Annotated in this window: 14 protein-coding genes and 2 pseudogenes; 5 read left to right on the top strand and 11 right to left on the bottom strand. The window is 32.5% G+C overall.

Annotated features, from left to right (window positions below; translation table 11 throughout):
* Position 1 precedes the first annotated feature (1 nt).
* A complete protein-coding gene (locus tag ACVBAX_RS12950; protein ID WP_447117402.1) occupies positions 2–208 on the top strand; it encodes a capping complex subunit for YIEGIA in 207 nt (68 codons plus the stop codon).
* 739 nt (positions 209–947) lie between these two features.
* Here ACVBAX_RS12950 and ACVBAX_RS12945 read toward each other — a convergent pair.
* Positions 948–3083 (bottom strand): annotated as a pseudogene (locus ACVBAX_RS12945) (heavy metal translocating P-type ATPase).
* Positions 3076–3444, bottom strand: coding sequence for an ArsR/SmtB family transcription factor (locus tag ACVBAX_RS12940; RefSeq protein ID WP_447117401.1), 369 nt, complete (start codon positions 3442–3444; stop codon positions 3076–3078). Before ACVBAX_RS12940 ends, ACVBAX_RS12945 begins: the two are co-directional and overlap by 8 nt.
* Positions 3445–4241: 797 nt before the next feature.
* Here ACVBAX_RS12940 and ACVBAX_RS12935 point away from each other — a divergent pair.
* Positions 4242–5621: an alkaline phosphatase gene (locus tag ACVBAX_RS12935; RefSeq protein ID WP_447117400.1), complete on the top strand. Its 1380-nt coding sequence runs from the start codon at positions 4242–4244 to the stop codon at positions 5619–5621.
* A gap of 591 nt (positions 5622–6212) precedes the next feature.
* Here the strand turns inward: ACVBAX_RS12935 and ccsB are convergent.
* From ccsB to tnpA, 4 genes and pseudogenes are all read right to left on the bottom strand, one after another.
* Positions 6213–7388, bottom strand: coding sequence for a c-type cytochrome biogenesis protein CcsB (gene ccsB, locus ACVBAX_RS12930; RefSeq protein ID WP_447117399.1), 1176 nt, complete (start codon positions 7386–7388; stop codon positions 6213–6215).
* 13 nt (positions 7389–7401) lie between these two features.
* Entirely contained in the window at positions 7402–9045 is a 1644-nt protein-coding gene (gene resB / locus ACVBAX_RS12925) for a cytochrome c biogenesis protein ResB (RefSeq protein ID WP_447117398.1), read from the bottom strand.
* Positions 9046–9369: 324 nt separating this feature from the next.
* Positions 9370–10449 (bottom strand): annotated as a pseudogene (gene tnpB, locus ACVBAX_RS12920) (IS200/IS605 family element RNA-guided endonuclease TnpB).
* Positions 10450–10452: 3 nt separating this feature from the next.
* Positions 10453–10860 carry an IS200/IS605 family transposase gene (gene tnpA, locus ACVBAX_RS12915; RefSeq protein WP_447117397.1) on the bottom strand — a complete coding sequence of 136 codons (408 nt, stop codon included), beginning with the start codon at positions 10858–10860 and terminating at the stop codon, positions 10453–10455.
* 314 nt (positions 10861–11174) lie between these two features.
* Between tnpA and lspA the strand changes: the two genes are divergently transcribed.
* Positions 11175–11624 carry a signal peptidase II gene (gene lspA, locus ACVBAX_RS12910; protein WP_447117396.1) on the top strand — a complete coding sequence of 150 codons (450 nt, stop codon included), beginning with the start codon at positions 11175–11177 and terminating at the stop codon, positions 11622–11624.
* Positions 11625–12066: 442 nt separating this feature from the next.
* Here the strand turns inward: lspA and ACVBAX_RS12905 are convergent, their stop codons facing one another.
* Together ACVBAX_RS12905 and ACVBAX_RS12900 are read right to left on the bottom strand one after the other, a co-directional pair.
* A complete protein-coding gene (locus ACVBAX_RS12905) occupies positions 12067–12357 on the bottom strand; it encodes a hypothetical protein (protein ID WP_447117395.1) in 291 nt (96 codons plus the stop codon).
* A 1043-nt stretch (positions 12358–13400) separates the two neighbouring features.
* Positions 13401–14264: a cation diffusion facilitator family transporter gene (locus tag ACVBAX_RS12900; protein WP_447117394.1), complete on the bottom strand. Its 864-nt coding sequence runs from the start codon at positions 14262–14264 to the stop codon at positions 13401–13403.
* A gap of 230 nt (positions 14265–14494) precedes the next feature.
* Between ACVBAX_RS12900 and mntR the strand changes: the two genes are divergently transcribed.
* A complete protein-coding gene (mntR, locus tag ACVBAX_RS12895) occupies positions 14495–14914 on the top strand; it encodes a transcriptional regulator MntR (RefSeq protein ID WP_447117393.1) in 420 nt (139 codons plus the stop codon).
* 270 nt (positions 14915–15184) lie between these two features.
* Here the strand turns inward: mntR and ACVBAX_RS12890 are convergent, their stop codons facing one another.
* Both ACVBAX_RS12890 and ACVBAX_RS12885 read right to left on the bottom strand, forming a co-directional pair.
* Entirely contained in the window at positions 15185–16435 is a 1251-nt protein-coding gene (locus ACVBAX_RS12890; RefSeq protein WP_447117392.1) for a murein hydrolase activator EnvC family protein, read from the bottom strand.
* Between the two features lie 524 nt (positions 16436–16959).
* The gene (locus ACVBAX_RS12885) at positions 16960–17817 is read right to left on the bottom strand and encodes a cytochrome c oxidase assembly protein (protein ID WP_447117391.1); all 858 of its coding nucleotides are present in this window, start codon (positions 17815–17817) and stop codon (positions 16960–16962) included.
* 681 nt (positions 17818–18498) lie between these two features.
* Between ACVBAX_RS12885 and ACVBAX_RS12880 the strand changes: the two genes are divergently transcribed.
* Positions 18499–19335, top strand: a complete 837-nt coding sequence (locus ACVBAX_RS12880; protein ID WP_447117390.1) for a hypothetical protein — start codon at positions 18499–18501, stop codon at positions 19333–19335.
* Between the two features lie 258 nt (positions 19336–19593).
* Here ACVBAX_RS12880 and ACVBAX_RS12875 read toward each other — a convergent pair whose 3' ends face one another.
* Complete coding sequence (locus ACVBAX_RS12875; protein WP_447117389.1) at positions 19594–20460, bottom strand: peptidylprolyl isomerase; 867 nt, start codon at positions 20458–20460, stop codon at positions 19594–19596.
* Between the last annotated feature and the right edge of the window lie 519 nt (positions 20461–20979).

Genomic DNA, 20979 nt, shown 5'->3' with positions numbered 1-20979 from the left:
TATGGGACGTGAATCAACACAAAAACCAAACTATGAGATTTTAGCGTTTATTACTACGGACAAAGAAAAAGTATTAGGTGGTAGTCCCCTTTTATTATTGGCAAAAGATGAAAAAGATGCAGAAGCTTTAACCGTAGATATCGCCAAAGCAATGAAAGCTGATGTTGTTCAAATGAAATCAGGAGATTATCTTGTTTTAAGAGTATAAAATTAAAATAATTTGCAAGTAGAAAACTATTATGACTGATAAATCAAGGAAAGTTAATTCCTATCAGGAAGGTAAGTATACAATAAGTGTCAGACAAAATTTAGAAAATGATCGTGTTGATGAAGGAGACTAGCCAGAGGATAAAATGCAAAAAGATACAAAAAAAGTTAAGGATTAATTAAAGGTAATTTCCGGAATTTCATTAAGACTTTTAAGGTTTGTTGTTACGTATGATAATTCACCTTCAACAATTTTTTAGATCATTAGTTGTTTAATATCCTAAAAGGTAAATTTTATAATATTCCTCGTAATAAAATCCAGAATAAAAAGCTAGTAAAGTCTTTTCTTTAGAAGTTTGGAAAGGTAGTCTTTTATTTAATTTAATCTGTTCCAAAAATTAGTTAAGGTGTTTTTCGTTCTTCCCTTTTTTCATTTACTTTGATCGCTTGGTTATTAGCATACCTATTTTGGGTGGAAATTAATTATTACTCAGTATCGAACTTGTTTATTAACACGTAACGAAATATATGGTAATTTACACCTGAATAATGAAGCCTGATATTTAAGATTACTACTAACTTATAAGCTAATGATTGTTAGAAAAAAAAAAGAAACCAAATAGCTATGCTAATTCGTCATCAAATTGATATGGAAGATGTAATGTTTCTTCGTGTCATGGAACTATTAAGAAATACTCTCCGCTTATTAAGCTTTGTGTTCTCTTGAGAAGCCTTTTTTATTATTTATCTCTTACCTTAAGAAGTCTGAGGCTGTTTAAAGTAACAAGTAAGGTAGCACCCATATCTGCAAATATTGCAATACATAGGGTTAACCATCCAGGAATGACAAGTAACAAAGCAACGAGTTTAATACCTAAAGAAAAGGTAATATTCTGTTTAATAATCATTAAAGTTCTTCTACTAAGTTTGACAGAGAAGGGCAACTTGCCAAGGTCATCTGCCATTAAAGCTATGTCAGCCGTTTCCAATGCAGTGTCTGTCCCTGCTCCACCCATGGCAATACCTACTGTAGACGCTGCTAGTGCGGGGGCATCGTTTACACCGTCCCCCACCATAGCAACTCGATCATATTTACTTCTTAATTCTTTAATAAAGGCTAACTTATCTTGTGGAAGTAACTCTGCCTTAACGTCGGAAACCCCAACTTGAGCTCCTATCGCTTTAGCAGTTCCTAGGTTATCACCTGTAAGCATTATTGTTTTTTGTATACCTAGCGAGTGTAATTTACTAAGAACAGCTTTACTGTTATCTCTAACAACATCTGCTACAGCAATAAGCGCCTGAACCTCTTCATCTGTACCTGTAACCATAACAGTTTTCCCTTGATTTTGTAATTCAGCAATCAACGTCTTAATATCAGCAGTAATTCCATCAATTAATAGTTCTTCAAATAAATTAGGACTACCAACATAAAATGATTGGTTATTTACCTTCCCTTTAATACCTTTACCAGTAATTGAAGTAAAATCTTCAACATATGTGCTTTGGTATCGTAAGTCCATTTGTTCAGCTTTTTTCATAATGGCTGAAGCTAACGGATGTTTAGAACCATTTTCTAACGCAGCAACTATAGAAAGGTGTTCATGAACATCTACATCTTGTTGAGGTAGATAGTCTGTTACTACTGGCACTCCCTTTGTTAAGGTTCCTGTCTTATCAAAAGCAATGGCTTTAATTGCCCCCAACTCTTCTAAATGGATTCCATCTTTAATTAGTACCCCATTTCGAGCGGCATTACCAATAGCTGTGACTATTGAAACAGGGGTGGAGATAACTAAAGCACATGGACAACCTACAACTAACACTGCTAGACCTTGGTAGACCCATGTACTCCAATCCTCACCAAAGGATAATGGGGGAAAAATAGCTACCCCTAATGCTAAAAGCATGATTGCAGGAGTGTAGTACTTAGCAAAACGATCTACAAAAGCTTGAGAAGGTGCTCGTTCAGCTTGTGCTTCTTCAACCAAATGGATGATTTTTGAAATTGTGGTGTCATCCACATGCTTAGTTACTTTAACTTCGAGTAACCCTTCCTCATTTAAAGTTCCTGCAAACACTTCATCATTTTCACCTTTGGATACTGGAACAGATTCACCCGTAATAGCCGCTTGGTTAACAGAAGATAACCCTTTTACAACCACACCATCCATAGCAATCTTCTGACCTGGTTTGACTATCATAATATCGCCAATTTGAATATCCTCTACTGCTACCGTAAGTTCTTTTAAGCCTCTTCTTATTAGGGCTTCACGTGGAGCAATATCCATTAAAGAGCGTATAGATTGACGTGCTTTGTCCATGGAGTAAGTTTCTAAGGCTTCACTGATAGCAAACAGGATAACCACTGTCGCTCCTTCACCCCATTCTCCAATAATGGGAGCACCTATCACCGCAATAGTCATGAGTGTCTTCATATCAAATTGGAGATGTAATAAATTTTTTAATCCAGTTGTGAATAATCTATAACCACCAACTAGAATTGAAGCACCATAAGCTATAATAGAAGGTAAGCTATCTTCTCCATACTGGTTACCTGAAAACCAACCCATTAATAGAAAAATTAAAGACATGATTACAGTTGAGTGTTTTTAGAAAAAGGGTTCATTCTTTTCATCAAAACGTTCATTTTCAGGTATTATTTTTATGTTCTCAAAAGCGCCTGCTTTTTCTAATTCTTCAATCGTTGTGTCACCGTATACCGTTACTTTTGAAGCACCAAAATTTACAATCGCATCAGAAACACCATCCATGAGTTTTACGTTCTTTTCGAACTTTGTCGCACAGCCAGCTCAGGAGAATCCTTGGACTCGATATACGGTCTTTTGACTTGTTTGTTCAACTGCTTTACCCATGAGTTTTTATCTCCTTTTGGTGTATAATTGCAATCTTTATAAGTTGTTTTACATGATCATCATCAAGAGAGTAATAAACTAATTTACCCTCCTTACGATATTTAGCTAACCCTAAGTTTCTAAGAAGTCTTAAGTGATGGGATGCAGTTGCCGTTGAACAATTAACGATATTTGCTACATCACAAACACAGAGTTCATCTTCTTCACTTAAGGAGTATGCAATTTTAATTCTTGTGTCATCAGCTAGAGCCTTAAATATTTGTGCAACAGCTAAAGTATGTATTGTTGATATTAATCCTTTAACTTTATTTACTTTCTCCTCGTCAACACAGGAAATTTCACAAATATCATTTTCTTTCATCAATCCACCTCATTATTCAAACACTCATTTGATTATCAGTATATGTAAATACTGTCTATCAGTCAATCATTATTAGAGTTTTTAACGATTCTTCCTCCTGTACCTTTATTAATTGTTGTAACTACAGAATTGAACGTATTATTGTAGTAAAACATCAATACCTTCCGTATAGAACATTTTATTGTTTGTGTTTTTTTATGGCTTTATGGATACAATTTTAGCTATGATATCCTTAATCTCACTCTTTGAATAATTGAAAACCTAGGTCGATCATTTGCCTCATTATTAAATAGTGGATATTATAGCAATTATAGAATAAGTGAATTTATCATGTTAAGATGAAATCTAAACTCTTCAACAACAAATGTAATCTCATGGATCCTACCCACTGGTAATATGTTGGTTATCGGGAGATGCTATCGCTTTTGATGTCAACATATTTTAAGCAGTACCAACTCTCCTAATTTCATATAGTCTTTTGATCTTAATTTCTCCTTCCTTCCTGCCTTTCAATTGTAAACAGGAATTAAATTTGTAAACAAATCACAAATGTCATTTATACCCATTAAATTATATGCTAGGTACAAAGTAACTAATCAAAAGTAACATTAGCTTATTCTATTAAAGTATTACCTCGGCAACACCTAGTATTATAGACCCGAATTCAAAGAAAGGTATAAATATCAAGTTTCATTAATGGTTATTCATTCATTTACAATATAAACATCCTTCCTTAACAAGTGCTTAAAACTATTAAAATATTATATTACTTGTAGACCAAATTGGGAGGGAAAAATATGTTTAATAAGAATTTGAAAAAGAAAATAATACCTTTTGCAGTTGTTACTTCATTAGCTCTAACTAGCTTTACAGGCTCTTTCTCAACAGCTGAAGCAAAAGAAAATGGCCAAAATAACGCTAAAGTGAAAAACGTCATTTTTCTAATAGGTGATGGAATGGGTACATCATATACTTCAGCATACAGATATCTTAAAGATGATCCTACTACAAAAATGACAGAACAAACTGCCTTTGACCAGTACCTAGTGGGTCAGCAAATGACATATCCGGAAGATCCATCACAAAATGTTACGGATTCAGCTTCTGCAGCAACAGCGATGTCAGCTGGTATTAAAACGTACAATAATGCAATTGCTGTTAATAATGATGGAACTGAAGTAAAAACCGTTTTGGAAGCAGCAAAAGAAAAAGGGAAAGCAACTGGAATTGTGGCTACCTCTGAAATTACGCATGCAACACCTGCCTCGTACGGCTCTCATGATATTAGCCGTAAAAATATGAATGCTATTGCAAATGATTATTATGATGAGTTAATCAATGGAAAACATAAATTAGATGTTATGCTAGGTGGAGGTACAGACCTTTTTGTACGACAGGATCGTAACCTGGTAGAAGAGTTTCAAAAAGATGGCTATAGTTACGTAACAAATCGTAGTGATTTATTGAATAATAATGATGAACAAGTTCTTGGCTTGTTTGCTCCAACAGGTATGGCAAAAGCGATAGATCGCGAAAATGATACGCCATCCTTAGAGGAAATGACAAAATCAGCAATTGACCGTTTACAAAAAGATAAAGATGGTTTCTTTTTAATGGTTGAAGGAAGCCAGGTTGATTGGGCTGGTCATGATAACGATATCGTTGGAGCAATGAGTGAGATGGAAGATTTTGAAAAAGCATTCAAAGTAGCAATTGAATTCGCTAAAAAGGATAAGAATACATTAGTTATTGCCACAGCAGATCACTCTACAGGGGGATTTTCTATAGGGTCTAACGGAAATTATAACTGGTTTGGCGAGCCAATCAATGCAGCAAAACGCTCTCCAGATTTTATGGCTAATCAAATTTTAAATGGCGGAAACGTGGAGGAAACTTTAAAACAATTCATTAGTCTTGAATTAACTAATAAAGAAATTAAAACTGTTAAAGATGCAGCTGTAACAAAAAACTTCACAAATATAGACAATGCCATTGAAAGAATTTTTAATGAACGTTCTAAAACTGGCTGGACAACTGGTGGACATACCGGTGAAGACGTCCCAGTATATGCCTTCGGTCCATCAAGTGATAAATTTGTTGGCACTATTGACAATACTGACCACGCAAAAATTATCTTTGATTTATTGAAATCTAAAGTTAACATTAACGATAAATAACTTGATAGAATAAAAGAATGGCCATTCTTTTTAACATACGGCGGGAGTTAAAACAATATTTCTATGATTATTATTATCTTTTATATCGCTAGGTTGCTCCAATAGTAGTACTACTACTACTAAATCTGTTACTACAGAGATAAACCAAGATATAAAATCCAATTCAACAATTTCTACTAATGGAATATGGATACTATCAAGATTATATTCCTCAAGTGATAGATGACAGAACAATACTAGAGTTACGGCATTCATTTAAGGATCATAAAGGTGAGGGAAAATTAAAGGCAATAAATAATGAAACTAAAACTTTTCTAATAGGTCAAATCGAATTAACTATAAGAGAAGTCAAGATAATCCAATTTAAACCAGATTATAGCATAATTGATTTCTATCACTCTTATACTCAAGCTGAAGAGCTTGATTTTATTAAACTATTTGTAGAAATAAGAAACACATCAAAAAAACCTCTAAAATTGCACCTGCTGCAATAATAAACACCCATATTTTCCCATATTTTAAAAAGGAACTTGGAATTCAAAATAAATTTTAAGCATAAGTTCCTTTTTTCTTAGTGATTAAATTTTGTTTTTAGGCATATGAATGTAGACCAGCAATAATTAAATTAACGAATATTAGGTTGAAAATAATAATACCAAAACCTATTACTCCAAGCCAAGCTGATTTCTCACCATGCCATCCTTTCGATAGACGGAGGTGTAAATAGGCAGCATAAAATAACCACGTAATTAAGGCCCATACCTCTTTAGGATCCCATCCCCAGAAACGAGTCCAGGCTATTTGCGCCCAAATCATTGCAAAAATAAGAGCCCCTAAAGTAAATATTGGGAAACCGATTGCAACTGACCTGTATCCAATTTCATCGACCAAATCAAGTTTGATATTTTTTGTTAATGGCTGAAGAACTGCAGCAATTCTCTTTTTAAAAATAAGTCTAAGAATTCCGTATAGAATTAAACCTGTAACAGCAGACCAAATCACCGTGTTTAATTTACCTGCTGCGACGATTGCTGGTACCTCAACAAGAGCTTCCATTTTACTCTTTGTAAGTAATTCTCCTTGATTAGGCCCTATAATTGATGGTAAATTATACGTCAACTCAACCACCTGATCATTTTTATCAACCCATTTATAGACCGCCTCATACCCTATTCCTATAAATATGCTTGTAATTACTACAAATGCAAGCGTCGCCACAATCGTGTACAAGACCACCTCTAGCCAAAAATTCCCTTTTGAGCTTTTTGTCTGATCAACAGAACGAAGTAAATAAATGACCCCCGCAATAAAACTACTAGCTAAAATAGCTGATCCTAGTGCCGTTGTTGTTACATGGATAGCGAGCCAATCACTTTGTAGAGCGGGTATTAATGGAGCAATATCTGTTGGAAACATGCTCCCATAAGCAATAATCAACAATGTAATTGGTAAAGTAAATAAGCCGAGTATAGCTACCTTGTAAATAAAATAAAGTATAATAAATGAAAGAACCATCATCATGCTAAAAGCAGTTATAAACTCAAACATATTACTAACAGGCGCTTGTTCAGATGCAACCCATCGTGTAATAAAATAGCCCAAATGTGAAACAAAAGCTAGGATGGTGACAATTATTGCGACTGTCGCCCATTTACTAGGTTTTTCGTATAGCTTTCTTTTATCTCGAATGGCTCCACCAAATAAGAATGTTGCAACTAGATAAAGTAAGAATGCTGTATATAGTAAATTACTACTAAGAGCTACCACATTTATTCCTCCTCTATTTATTTTTTACAGCTTCGTTTGATTGGTCGCATAATTTATTAATGCTGGATTTTTTTAAAATACCGTTTATTTCGTTTCGCATTCCATACCAATTTTTATTTGTATGTGCTGCAATTAATAAGCTGTCACCGGCTCTTCTAATCCATATTCGTCTATGATTCCAGTATATTCCTTGAATAACTCCCATCATGAAAATAGCTCCCCCTACACCAAGAAACCATAGAGTATGGTCTTTCCGAACCGTCAAAGCCGAAAGGTTTTTCGTTTCAAGACCTTCAAATTTTAGTTTTAATTGATTGTCTTCCTCTGGGTCCAGCGTTTGTTGGATGGAAACAAAGCTTTTTTCACCTTCTGGATTTGCAGGAGATATCATATTAAAAACAAATGCTGGGTTGTCGGGAACTCTGTTTTTTGTATCAGGTTCACCTTCGTTATTGAAATAGAAGTTTGGAAAATAAGTAACTATTTCTACTTTATACCCATTGCCTAAATCATACTCCTTCTTAGGGTCTAGCAAATCTACAGTAATCTTACCAAAACTTTCTTCTGTCTCTTTGTCTATTAAACTAAAAGTAAACTTATTCAATTCATTTAATTTATAAGAAGTCTGGTAAAGAGCATATGAATCGTATTTTAAAGGATAATTAACTCTTATTTGTTCATTTTTCACCTTTTTTAATTCGGGCTTCGCTCCATGAACAATTTCTCCTTTTCGTTCATACAAAGTCACATTTGTTTGGAAGTTTTTTACCACATTTCCATCTCCAACTCTCGTAAGAGTATTTGCAAAAACTTCATCCTCTTGTTCTTTTTGATAAGTATCAATAATGAACTTATCACTGCTTAAATAATATATCCCATCTGTCCCTGGGATAACACTTGTTTCACCGTCACTAATCCAAAGCATTTCGTCTATGTACATTCCTGGAACAAATCTCAACATCCCACCCATAAGGAAGATAATAAGGCCGACATGATTTACATAAGGCCCCCATCTTGAAAATCGATTTTTCTCAGCTAAAAGATTACCGTTTTCTTCCCTTACATTATAACGTTTTCCTTTTAATTTAGATTTTAACAAAGTCAATTGCTCATTAATGTTCTCTGTCACAATGGTTTCACTGAAAAGGCGCTGTCTGCGCATGAAACTTTCATGCCGTGTAATCCCTTGTTTTTTCAAAGCCGGATATAGTGGAATAAACCGGTCTAAACTTGCAATAACAAGTGATATACCGAGAGCTGCAATTAATAAAAAATACCACCATGAACCATAAAGATTGTGAAAACCTAATTCAAAATACACTTGACCAAGAAATCCATATTTTTCCTTATAAAACTCTTGTGGAACAACGGTTGGAGGAATATACATCTCTTGAGGAAAAATTGTTCCAATTGCAGATGCAATTAAAAGAAGAACAATTATCCAAACTCCCACTTTAACGGATGAAAAAAAGTTCCAAATTTTATCAATAATTGATTTTTTATACGTTTGTGAGCGTCTGGCACCTCCATCATATCTCATATCCAGTAGAGTATTTGAACCTTCTCCTCTGTTATCACTGATAGTTCGTCCACAAGATTCACAAAGAACCGTTCCATATGGAATGGAATAACCACATTCACATTTGACAAGTTCCATTCTAAAAGCTCCTAACCAATATTAATTATTTTTATATATACTTTTTATTATTAAGCAGTACTTAATACTCTTCAAAGCAAAGATCATAATAATACTTAAAACCCTTGTTAAAACTACAATATCTTTTTCAATACAACTTTACTCCCATCATAAAACAAAAAACCTACTATATAGAATGGTAGAGTGACAAAGAGTGAACTACCCCTCCTTATCGACCTTATGGTCTGATTGAAGAAGGAGCTTCTTGGGAAGTAGATACTTTTACTAGCTATCTATATTTACCAAGCTATAAGGGCAGTTCCTGCCCCTATGAAAGTTACCATTTTACATGGCTAGTTTTAGCAAGTTGATACTTGCATTTATGTCTCTATCATGATGACTATTGCACACTGGACATCCCATTCACGTAGATTTAGATTCTTTACCTCTTTATTTTTATAACCACAACAAGAGCATAACTGACTACTCGCATAATTTTTAGGTGCAATTATTAAGTCGCGACCTTTCCATGTTGATTTATAGTCAAGGTATTCTCTGAATTTAGACCACGATACTTCGCTGATAGCTTTGGCTAACTTGTGATTCTTTTGCATATTCTTCACTTTTAAGTCCTCAATCACAATGACTTGGTTTTCGTTTGTGATTTCATTACTAATTTTGTGAAGAAAGTCTTTCCGTTGATTCGCGATTTTTTCATGTAGTTTTGCAACTTGCAATCTCAACTTGTTGCGACTCTTCGAACCCTTCTTTTTGCGTGACAAAGAGCGTTGCAAGAAAGCTAATCTTCTCTCAGCTTTGCTCAACCATTTGGGATTCTTGTATTTAGTTCCGTTAGACAGGATAGCAAAGTGTTTCAATCCAACATCAATGCCAACCCTAGTATCAATCTTAGGAAATAACTGTTCGTTTTCCTCCACCAAAACAGAAGCAAAAAACTTCCCTGTTGGTGTTTGTGAAATCGTAACAGACTTTATTGTGCCAAAAAACTGTCTGTGTTGCTTGATTCGTACCATCGTTTTTAATTTTGGTAGTTTGATATAGCCATTTTCAATGCAGACCGTTCCCTTTTGATTATTCGTTGTGTAGCTTCGGTAGTTCTCTTTTTTGCTTTTGAAGGTGGGGATTTGTCCCGAAAGAAATTAGCATATGCTTTACTTAAGTTCATTTGAGCATTAGCTAAAGCAAGGCTATCCACTTCTTTCAGGAAAAAGGGAATTCCACCTTGTATTGTGCGGGTGAAGGATACTTGATGGTTTTATCAATACTTTCTTGAGATTCCTTATAAGAATTGATTCTATCAGCAAGCATTTTGTTGTATACAAAACGTACGCATCCAAATGTTTTGACAAAGAATATTTGTTGTTCCCTATTTGGATAAATACGATACTTATATCCTTTCAACATGTCCTACACCCCCTTTTTTTCACCTTGTGTTTCTATATATTGTTTTAGGACTTCTAAAGGTGCTCCACCTACCGTTAATAAACAATAGCTTTGCGACCAAAAGTATTCCTTCCATAACTTTTTTCTGATTTGAGGAAATTCGTTTTTGATTTTTCGCGAACTAGCACTCTTATAAGCATTGAGGAACTTAGATAATTCTGAATTTGGTTTAGCTGTCATCAGAACATGCACATGGTCAACATCATGATTCCACTCTTGAACAGCAATGTGGTACTTTGCCCCAATGTCTTCGAACATGTTTTTCAATCTAGTTGAGATAGTATCATCTATAACTTTTTTACGATACTTCACAACCATAATAAGGTGGTAATTCAATTTGAATACTGAATGATTATTTGTATCTAAATGCACTGTTTTCACCTCACATTTATATTCCACGACTGAATGTAAAAATGTGCAAATAAAGAGCCTTTAGACTGTCACCTAACCGACAATCATCCCCTCCCTACTCATTAGGCTTCGCCCTTCACATTCCTTGAGGAAGGGGAATTCTGTCGGAAATCGTTAAAACTCCCCCTTTTTTTATTTGAATCTTGACATAATTCCCTATTAATTTTAATCTAGAAATACAAAATACTCAAATAATTATTTGAACGTTTTAAAGATATTATGCGAGGGGGTGTAAATAATAGGAACTCTATATTATAATGTTGAGGTGAAAAGTCTTGTACTGGATTGCTCTTATCACACTAGCAATTGACCAACTTGCTAAATATATGACCAGAAACTTTTTGGAATATGGTGAAACCATTCCTATTATTAATAACTTTTTCCATCTAACCTCCCATCGTAATCCAGGAGCTGCATGGGGAATTTTTTCGGGACAAAAATTCTTTCTAATCAGCATAGCTTTTATTGCCATTATTGCAATGATCTTTTATTCCCGAAAAGTAACGGATAAACTAACACGATTAGCCCTTGGTTTTTTTATTGGTGGTGCCGCTGGCAATGTAACAGATCGATTAATCTTCGGAGAAGTAACTGATATGTTTGATATCCGATTTATAAATTACCCCATTTTCAACACAGCAGATGTCTTCCTTATTAGTGGGGTATTCTTATTACTAATAGGTACTTTTAGAGAAGCAAAAACGGAGAGAAATCAATCCAATTAGACCCAACCACTAAATAAACTCAATAATCTTTTTCAAAAATTTAAAGTCCCTTTGGAATCTCCAAAGGGACTTTTTTGAATAAACTAGATTGCATACTGATTGGAAAGATATTATCTTGATGCTTTTGAGAAGACCCAACATGTTTCTTCTTTAAAGATATATTAAACACATTTAATAACGTGAACACAATGGATTGGCTCCTATAGAAAAAGCAGTATGCAGTTCAATTTATCTTATCTGGTCATGGTTCGAAGATGGTGAAGCAGCCTTAGAATCAATGGTATTTACAGCCTAATTCTTTAGAAAAAGGGGCTTACAAAGATGAGAAAAGACAATCGAAATAACCAAAATAACTAAACAGAATTACAGGATTTAAGTAACCTATCATTTTCTTTACCATAAAAATTTTGTAGATTAGGACTTAAGGTCATTTTTTAGAAAGTCACCTCTCTAAGCTATTAAACAAATTTAAAATCATTGATTTAAATATATTTATAATATTAAATCCCTTATTGTCTAATTGTTTTAATTCGGTAAAGATTTCTTCCAAATTAATATTTTCCCCGCTTAATTTAATGTTTTCAATTATATATTTCTTTCTTATTGCTTGGTAACTTAAAAAATCGATTAATTCTAAATGCTCTTTTTCTATAATACTTGGAGGGGCTATTGATTCTAATCGGACAGCATTTGTTTCATGTGAAGTTACTTGACGTTCTAGTTTATCTAGCATTATATCTAGATCCTCACCAATATGAATAACAGAGTATATTGAAGATTAAACTATTCCCTCGCCAATCTTTTTTAGTGAAACTCCGTATTCAATAAAATTATTATTGTCCATCTTCCGGTCTCCTTGAAAATATATATCTAATTATTCTAATTATTGAATAAGTAGATATGATTTCAAATTTTCTATATCTTCATTATTAACTAGTTCTCTTGGTAAGCCTCAAGAATACCACCTAATACTCTGTATCCAATCCCTATATTTGAGATTATTCCTAAGTCAACCCAAAATTGTTTCCTCTCTTGAAAGAGTTTGTTTGTTATACCATAACTGTCAAAGAATTACCCTATGGTCTGAATCCAAATTACTTGTAATACTTGTTTCTCATTTAGAACATATTGAACTCCCTCTAGTAATGAGCCAATGAATATCATCCAGAAGCAATGGATACTCTTTTTTCAAGCTAGGTAAGCTGTTCCTCATTGTCAAATTTATAGAATATTCTTTGTATTTTCTCTCAGTGCCTTTCACCCCATTTCTTTAATATCCTATGAATGATATAGGCGATTGTCATTGTATATTACTAAGATTGGTAAAGAGATAAATTTTCTTATTAGGTTGATAAAAACAGAAAAAGTTGTCTTCTGACTTGTGACAGCTTTTTTTACCTTTTATACCGAATATTCTGCTCCTAAAATAACGGACGAATGTGGTAGTTGTACAAATATAAATATCAGTTTATCATTTTCCTTCTCAGAATCCTTAAGAATATAGGATTTCCAACTTCCTGAGTGTGCTTTGATATTATCCCTGAAAATAAAGTTAGGAAATTATTACATTTTAAAGCACAATATTAGAAGCAATACTTAGGTTGTAAGTATGAAACACTACCTACTCTTTTCTGCCGCAGGAAATGCGGTTTTTTTGTCATAATCTTTTATTATGTCTCCCCCACTATAGGATTTTCTTTATAACACATTTTTCTTTGTATTGTTCACCCAATATTTTCATTACCAATCAAAATTATCCAATAATGTAAAGCAATATTAATAAGGTTCAATATGTATATGGACCCTTTGGATATTGTAAATATCTTGAAGGCTTTGTTCAATTCGATTAGTTATTAAATGGCTTTCATGAACTGAAAGAGTTGACTTAACAAACACTATAGCGTCAACAGTTGTTATGTTACCGGATACCCTTGCCTTTAAATCCTTAACTAAGGTAACACCAGGTGTATTCTTTATTACTTCTTCAATCACTTTCAGCTTTGCAGCATCAAAACCATCTGTTAATTCATGAACAGCCTCTTTAAATATTTCCCAGGCAGTATGACAAATGACAAAGCCTACTATTGCAGCAATAACAGGATCTAAGAAACCCCAACCTAAATATGAACCAATTATCCCAATAACAGCACCAATACTAACTAATGCATCTGAACGGTTATCCTGTGCAGCTGCATAAAGTGCCTTACTCTCAAGTTCCATTGATAATTTACGGTTATATCTATATATAAAATACATAAAAATGGCACTGAAAAGACCTATAAATGCAGTAAATAATTCTGGTATTTCATCCGTTGGAGAAAAAAATTCTTTAAAGGCCTCTGTAACAACTTGCAGTCCTACTATAAACATAATTATTGCTGCTATTAAAGAGGCAATAGTCTCTGCTCTTGTATGACCATATTTATGATCTTCATCTTCAGGTTTTTGGGCAAATCTCAACCCAATTAAAACAGTCACTGATGCAATAACATCCGTTAGATTGTTTATCCCATCGGCTTTTAAGGCTTCCGAATTACCTATATTACCAGAAATCAACTTAATAACTGAAAGAAAAATATATGCTAAAATACTAATCCAAACTCCTCTTTCAGCTTTCTTTAAATTTGTATTAATCATCATATCCTCCTCTAAAAGTACCTTCGAAAATGCACAAGTTATATATAGTATTTAACTTCATTGAATTTTTATTTAAAGTAGATACTTTAAATAATAAATGTGGGAACCAGTACTAAAGATTATTAAGAAATTACAAAAAAAAACAAAATATTTCATTAACTTATGATGACAGTGCAACTTTTATTCAAATTTCGTTATAATGTATAAAGGTATTGAATATATAGGAGGATTATATGCCTACACCTAGTATGGAAGATTATATTGAAAAAATTTATTTACTTATTCAAAATAAGGGGTATGCACGTGTGTCTGATATAGCTAATGTTCTTGGTGTCAACCCTTCTTCGGTTACGAAAATGGTTCAAAAATTAGATCAAAATAAATATTTAATCTATGAAAAGTACCGTGGAATAATTCTTACTCCATATGGTCAAAACATAGGAAAACAACTTGTTTATAGACATGAATTATTGGAATCTCTCTTTCGGATCATTGGGGTTGACGAAGATTTAATCTATGAGGAAGTTGAAAGAATTGAACACCATCTTAGTCTGAAAACATTGGATTGTATAAATGGCCTGGTACAATTTTTCGAAGAGGATGAACAACGGATAAAGGCATTAAAAGAAATTCATCGAAAGTATAAAAGGTAACAGTGATTTGTTTGGACAAATGTTATGTATTTAATGCATTAGTATAAAATTTTTAAAATAAATAAAGGATGCATTCTTATTTTCCGATTCTCACCCGTTTTGACACGATAAACTTTACGTTCTAGTAGTTTACTTAATGGGCACCGGTCTGTTAACCTAATAAAATAGATATTTATCTAAAAAAATCCATATGCTTATATAAATAAAAGAACAACCTAATGAGATGCTCTAGGTTGTTCTTTTATTTAGTTCTTATAATCTAATAATTATTTACAATGGGACAATGCCAATAGGGCTTATTGCATTAGTTTTTCCAGAATTCCATGCACCTCTATGAAGCTCGAAATGTAAATGTTGTCCAAATGACTGACCTGTATTACCTTGGTAACCAATCATTTGACCTTTAGAAACAACTTCACCAGAACCAACTAAACGACTGCTCATATGAGCATATACTGTTGTATAGGTCACACCTTCAATAGAATGGGATATAAAGACCACATTACCGTAACTAGATGAGTAGTATGAATTTATAACAACCCCGTCAGCTGCTGCAACAACAGGTACTGTACCTTTTTGAGCAATGTCTGTCCCAAAATGATTTGCACCCCATCTTGAACCAAAACTTGATGATACAACTCCGCTCGTTGGTCTTGTAAAATAACCACTAGAAACAGGTGGAGCCGAAACAGAAGCACCACTTCCGGAATTTTGGGCTTCTTTAGCTTTATTTGCTTGGCGTTCTTGTTCTAATTCAATTGCCCTTTTTATAGCTGATTCTTGAGAGGATAATAGCTGTCCTTCTTCCTCAAGATCCATTTTATAGTTTTCTAACTGTTTTTCCTCTAGTTCCAAAGATGCCATTAACTTATCTTTTTCATCTTTCTGTGTATTTAAGTTTTGCTTTAACACTTCAATTTCTTTAAGTTTTATTAGAAGACTTTCCGCCTCTTTTTCTAAGTTTTTCTTCGATTCCTCCAGCAGTTCTTTATCTGCTTTATGCTCTCTTAGAATAGCTCTATCTGCTTCTAATAAGGTGGTAACTAATTCTACCCGATCTATAAATTCACTAAAGTCATTTGCTCCTGTCAAAACATCGATATAACTAATCATACTACCATTCTCTTGGAAGGAACGAGCGCGGTTTTTTAGGAGCTCATTACGCTTTGCCATTCGTTCTTCGACTATCTTTATTTCCTCTTTTAATTTAGAAATCTGATTCTCGGTTTCCCTAATTTCATTCTGTTTTGACAGCATTTGTTCTTCTGCTTCGGTAATTGATAAATCTAACTGTTTAATCTCAGCATCTAATTTTGCTTGTTCATTTTTAATTTTGTTTACTTCTTTTTCCGTATCACCAATTTCAGATTCAATGGATGACTGTTTACTATCAATCTCATTTTTTTGCTCCTTCAAGTCTTCTAAATTAGCCTTAGCTAATACTTTTGTCGGCACTTCTGATAAAGTTACTCCGAACCCTAACAAAGTAAGAACTGAAACTGAAATTATTGTACTCTTCACTTTTTACCTCACCTTTAACTATATTTAGAATCTGAGAAATATGGGAATTCTTCAGTTATTTTGTCGTTTTAATTCCTATTATCTAAATAATAACATCTGTTTTTGTCGAATACTAAAACAATTTTATTACAGTTTCTTTTCAAATAAAATTATCTATCCTGTTAGTGGGTTATTAAAGTTATCATTTCCCTATCGGAATGAACTAAAATTACTTCCATATAAAAAATAAAAAAATCATTTAAAGATATTTTGATATTTTCTACCTTATTAAAAGAGTTAGACCACTCAACAAAGTTTTTCGATTGCCTAAGTGCTTATCTTCTTTTTTAGTCCTACTGATTTTATGCAGAACAAGGCATTTTATTTGCACATTAGCGAAATAGAATATTTGAGGTATACCTATTGGATAGATTCAATCCATACACTTGTTTTCTATTTATCAGAACCAAAGTCAATTAATTTATTCATCCAAGGCTTTGGTAAACTCTCTTCTTTTTTCCTCAGTTTGAATCGTTCGAATTATCTTAGCTTAATGAATCCGTATCTATATTTCTAAATTTTTGTAGATACTCTTCTTCCTTTCTATCAATCTCACTTTCTAAATCTAAGTTTCTTTGTTCTTTTGCCCATTTAAAAAATATTACAGCCAATACAGATCCGTATATCGCCTCTTGAATAATTTTCATAAGTGCACCACCAGCCTGTTGATCATCCAGTGTACCAATCCCGAATAGTCTAGGCATATGCATGTAAGAAGAATATAAAATATCCTTTGAAAAAATAATCAGGGCACAAGCAGGAGTAAGAAGAATACCCATACCACAAATATAAGCTATTTTATAAAGCGGTTTCATACCTTCTATACTATCAACGGGTGGAAGAATAGGCCACCACATAATGAAAGACAGAAAGAAAAGAAAAAGAATGGATAGATTAATATAAAGTTGATTTCCCATTATAAAATCAAAAATGAAAGGCACATGATAAAACGAAAAAACAACATTAAACAAAAGAATAGCTAGTACAGGTTTTGTAACGATATGTATTGTTTTCCTTACGATTTTATATTTGTTAATTAGTTTCCCCACTTCATTTTTTGGCAATCCGAAAAGAATTAAAGGTGGGACCGCAAGGTAAATTATTGATTGGATGAACATATGAACAGAAAAAAGATAATGCCCAACACTATTTAGTGGTGAACCCCATGATACTGCTAAAAGCGATACTCCAAGATGAAAGCTGATTTTTTGATGTTTTGTTAGATGGAACTCCATAGTTTTTCGTTTATGTTCATATAAAAAAGTAATTGCCACCCAAACAATAATTAACGGTATGTTCCAATCAAAATAAAGTTCACTAAGTGCTTTATGTTGCATATTCATATAATTTTATATTCTCCCTTTTTAATATTAATTACCTTCTTCTCCGCTTATAAACTTTGTATAAAAATAAACCATATACCAAACAAATTACTACTAACAAAAAGATTACGTAAAAGAATGATTCAAGCAAATAAAACCTCTCCTTATTTCGTGAGTATATGTTCATATTTATTATAATCAATAGTTTTTAAACATTTCCATAAATAATTGTTTACTAGGGGCTATCCCTTGAAACTTCATAGAATATAAATCACAAAAACTCAGGGATATCAAAGGTTTTATATAATCTCGTCCGTTCTAAATCCATGAAAAGTAATGTGATTAGGTTTCTACTAATATATCTAATTTCTATTTTGTCTATTTTTGTATTGATTAAATTTGTGATTGACCTAAAAATTATTCAACATCAAAATTTTAGGGTAATTGTGTTATATCATAATAGCTGTTGTTGAAGACTTCCCAACCATATTAAAACAAATACACCCATTTTGATGGATAAGCAAAGCTAATGTGTATTTAAGGTGAATCTGAAGAAATATTATAAAATAATGCCTTGAAAACTATAAGAAAAGAATTATAGGAGCGTATAAGCCCTTTTTCTTAATTTCTTTTTTATATTTTAAACATATGTTAATAATAAATTAAACACGTTTTTTTGATATAAAAGGGGCTTTATTTAACATGGATCGAGTAATAAAAAATGAACAGAAACCTTATAAAGAAACAAATCTTATTAGAATCGAATCGAAAAGTAGGAAGGATATTTGTTCGGAATACCTTCACTACATTGAGAATGGATATCGTCTTACGATAGATGATGCTGCTACCTATCTTAATTGTACAGGTCCGTATGTTATTAATACGATTGTCCCTGAGGTGAAACATATTCGAATTACCCGTCTTAGTAAAATGATTTTAATGAAATACGCAAAAGACAATGGGATTGAAGAAAGAAGAGCTAGATTGTTCACTAAGAGAATACTTCTCTCTGAAGATAATTTTAAAGAACACATCCGCAATTCAATAGAGCTGGTTATCTCATACAAGAAATTCTCAGAAAATGATTTTGAACCTGAATTTATTGACGAAATTAAAAAGAGGATTGCTAGAGGTAACGAAAAAGGCAAAAAGCTAACTCTACAATCTCATATGACAAGAATTACGGATATTTTGAAGAAAAAATATTTCACTGACGAAAATGGAGTTGTTAGATTTGAAAATCAACAAGAGAATTTACATATAAATTCTTTTCCAGTTAAGTTATATACTCAAAAAGAAATAATGAACGAGTATGGAATAAAATATAAGGTTGATTTTTACAGACAAGTCGAACTAAAACTTGGCTTTAGAAGACTCAAATATGGAAATCTCGTTCGGTTTGAGAAGGTAAAAGAAGATGAAAAATACATTTTTCAAATGTATTTGAGTATTTATAGAAGGCTTCAAGAATTGTATGGAGAACATTTAATAAATATAATCCAAAATGAGGCCTTAATTAAGTTAGACAAATATAAATAGTAACCTTCAAAAAACACTGCAAAAGAGTTAAAAGAAAACGAAGTACCCCCAAACTAGTGAAGAGATGGATAAGAAACAATATAAAATAAAATCAAAATTCCTTACCGCTTCCCAAACTTAACTATTTATAAAAAAAAGAATGATTGCCCAACGGGTAATCATTCTTTTATACTGTAAAAAAAATCCTTCTTAAATTAAATTGAATTGTGAACTGTTCATTATTTAATTGTTACTACTGCGTTTGAAATTCTATAAGAATTATTGTTGGGTGCTAGCAGTTTCAAGTAACCCTTTTAAATCTTCATCTTTTATTTCAACATTAGCGTCTTTCAGTTCTTTTTGTAAAACTTCTTGAATTTTACTGTCGTCGATTTTTGATACCTTAATATTGTATTCTAGTTCATTTTTCATTTTTTCAAACGATTCTTTTTCCTTTTTCTCTAAAACTTGAATAATATGAAATCCATTTTGAGTTTTTACTGGTTCGCTAATTTGATTGATTTCAAGTGAATAGGTAGCATTTTCGAACTCAGGAACCATTTTACCTGAACCAAACCACCCTAAATCTCCTCCTGCTTCAACAGAACCAGGATCCTTTGAATATTCCTTTGCTAGCTTTTCAAATTCGGCACCTTCATCCAACTTTTTCTTTACTTCCTTAGCTGTTTCCTCATCCTCTAAGAGAATATGTCTTGCTTTTATTTCTGGTTTATAGTTTTCATAACTTTCTTTCAACTCTTTTTCAGTAACTTTTATGTCTTTTATTGCGGCTTTTTCTACTAGGAGTTGAAACTTAAGTATTTTTTTAAATTCACTTTCATCTTTTATATTATTTTGTGCAAGTATCATTTCAAAATTAGAACCATATTGTGCTTTAAATTCCTCAAATTTTTTATTTAATTCTTCACTTTCTACTTTGTATTTATTACCTAACACTTTTTCATAGAGAAGTTGCTGAAGTTCTTGTTCACCATATTTATCTTTCATGGCAGTATAAAGTTCTTCTTTTGAAATATTACCTACTTTTGTCTGGACTATTGCTTCTGAATTAGTAGTTTGAGAACTGCAAGCACTTAAAGCAATAAGACCACCAGTCATAGAAACTGCTAAAATCAATTTTTTCATACGAACACTCCTCTTGTTTTAGTATTAAATAATTTTCCAAATATCTATCCATGAATAGATGCTCATATATATTATGATATTTAACCAAAAAAAGTCAATCTATTCTTTTATCTAAAATAACACATATTTGTTTTTTTGAGATTACCTTTAACTTTTCACCAGTTTTTCTGAAAAATGCACAGTTTCTGCAAACTTTTGATATAGTATAGAGGTCTAGGACGTTTTACCCTTCTATTTAAAAAGAAGCACTCTATTTGAGTGCTTCTAAATTTATTTGTACATTAAACGAATAGTCTTTCTAATCTTTATTAATAGAATTATATCAAGGACCTGATTTTTATGCTAACATGAAGTTGAAAGGTTACTTTTACTTTAAAGGACTAAAAAGTATTGAATATTTAAAAACAACTGTAAATAATTCCTTCGAAAAAAGGTATTAGTTAATACTACAAACAATTTTATTTTATTGAAAATGAGCAAAATCCTGGCTTATATCTTTATTGAATCTTTTATAGTACA

Source organism: Robertmurraya sp. GLU-23 (assembly GCF_052983275.1).
This window is presented reverse-complemented; position numbering and strand designations above follow the sequence as displayed.

Bases quoted from the DNA above. Each gene is read 5' to 3' on its own strand.
- ACVBAX_RS12950 (WP_447117402.1), top strand. From the start codon at position 2: ATGGGACGTGAATCAACACAAAAACCAAACTATGAGATTTTAGCGTTT.
- ACVBAX_RS12940 (WP_447117401.1), bottom strand. From the start codon at position 3,444: ATGAAAGAAAATGATATTTGTGAAATTTCCTGTGTTGACGAGGAGAAA.
- ACVBAX_RS12935 (WP_447117400.1), top strand. From the start codon at position 4,242: ATGTTTAATAAGAATTTGAAAAAGAAAATAATACCTTTTGCAGTTGTT.
- resB (WP_447117398.1), bottom strand. From the start codon at position 9,045: ATGGAACTTGTCAAATGTGAATGTGGTTATTCCATTCCATATGGAACG.
- ACVBAX_RS12905 (WP_447117395.1), bottom strand. From the start codon at position 12,357: ATGCTAGATAAACTAGAACGTCAAGTAACTTCACATGAAACAAATGCT.
- ACVBAX_RS12900 (WP_447117394.1), bottom strand. From the start codon at position 14,264: ATGATGATTAATACAAATTTAAAGAAAGCTGAAAGAGGAGTTTGGATT.
- mntR (WP_447117393.1), top strand. From the start codon at position 14,495: ATGCCTACACCTAGTATGGAAGATTATATTGAAAAAATTTATTTACTT.
- ACVBAX_RS12885 (WP_447117391.1), bottom strand. From the start codon at position 17,817: ATGAATATGCAACATAAAGCACTTAGTGAACTTTATTTTGATTGGAAC.
- ACVBAX_RS12880 (WP_447117390.1), top strand. From the start codon at position 18,499: ATGGATCGAGTAATAAAAAATGAACAGAAACCTTATAAAGAAACAAAT.
- ACVBAX_RS12875 (WP_447117389.1), bottom strand. From the start codon at position 20,460: ATGAAAAAATTGATTTTAGCAGTTTCTATGACTGGTGGTCTTATTGCT.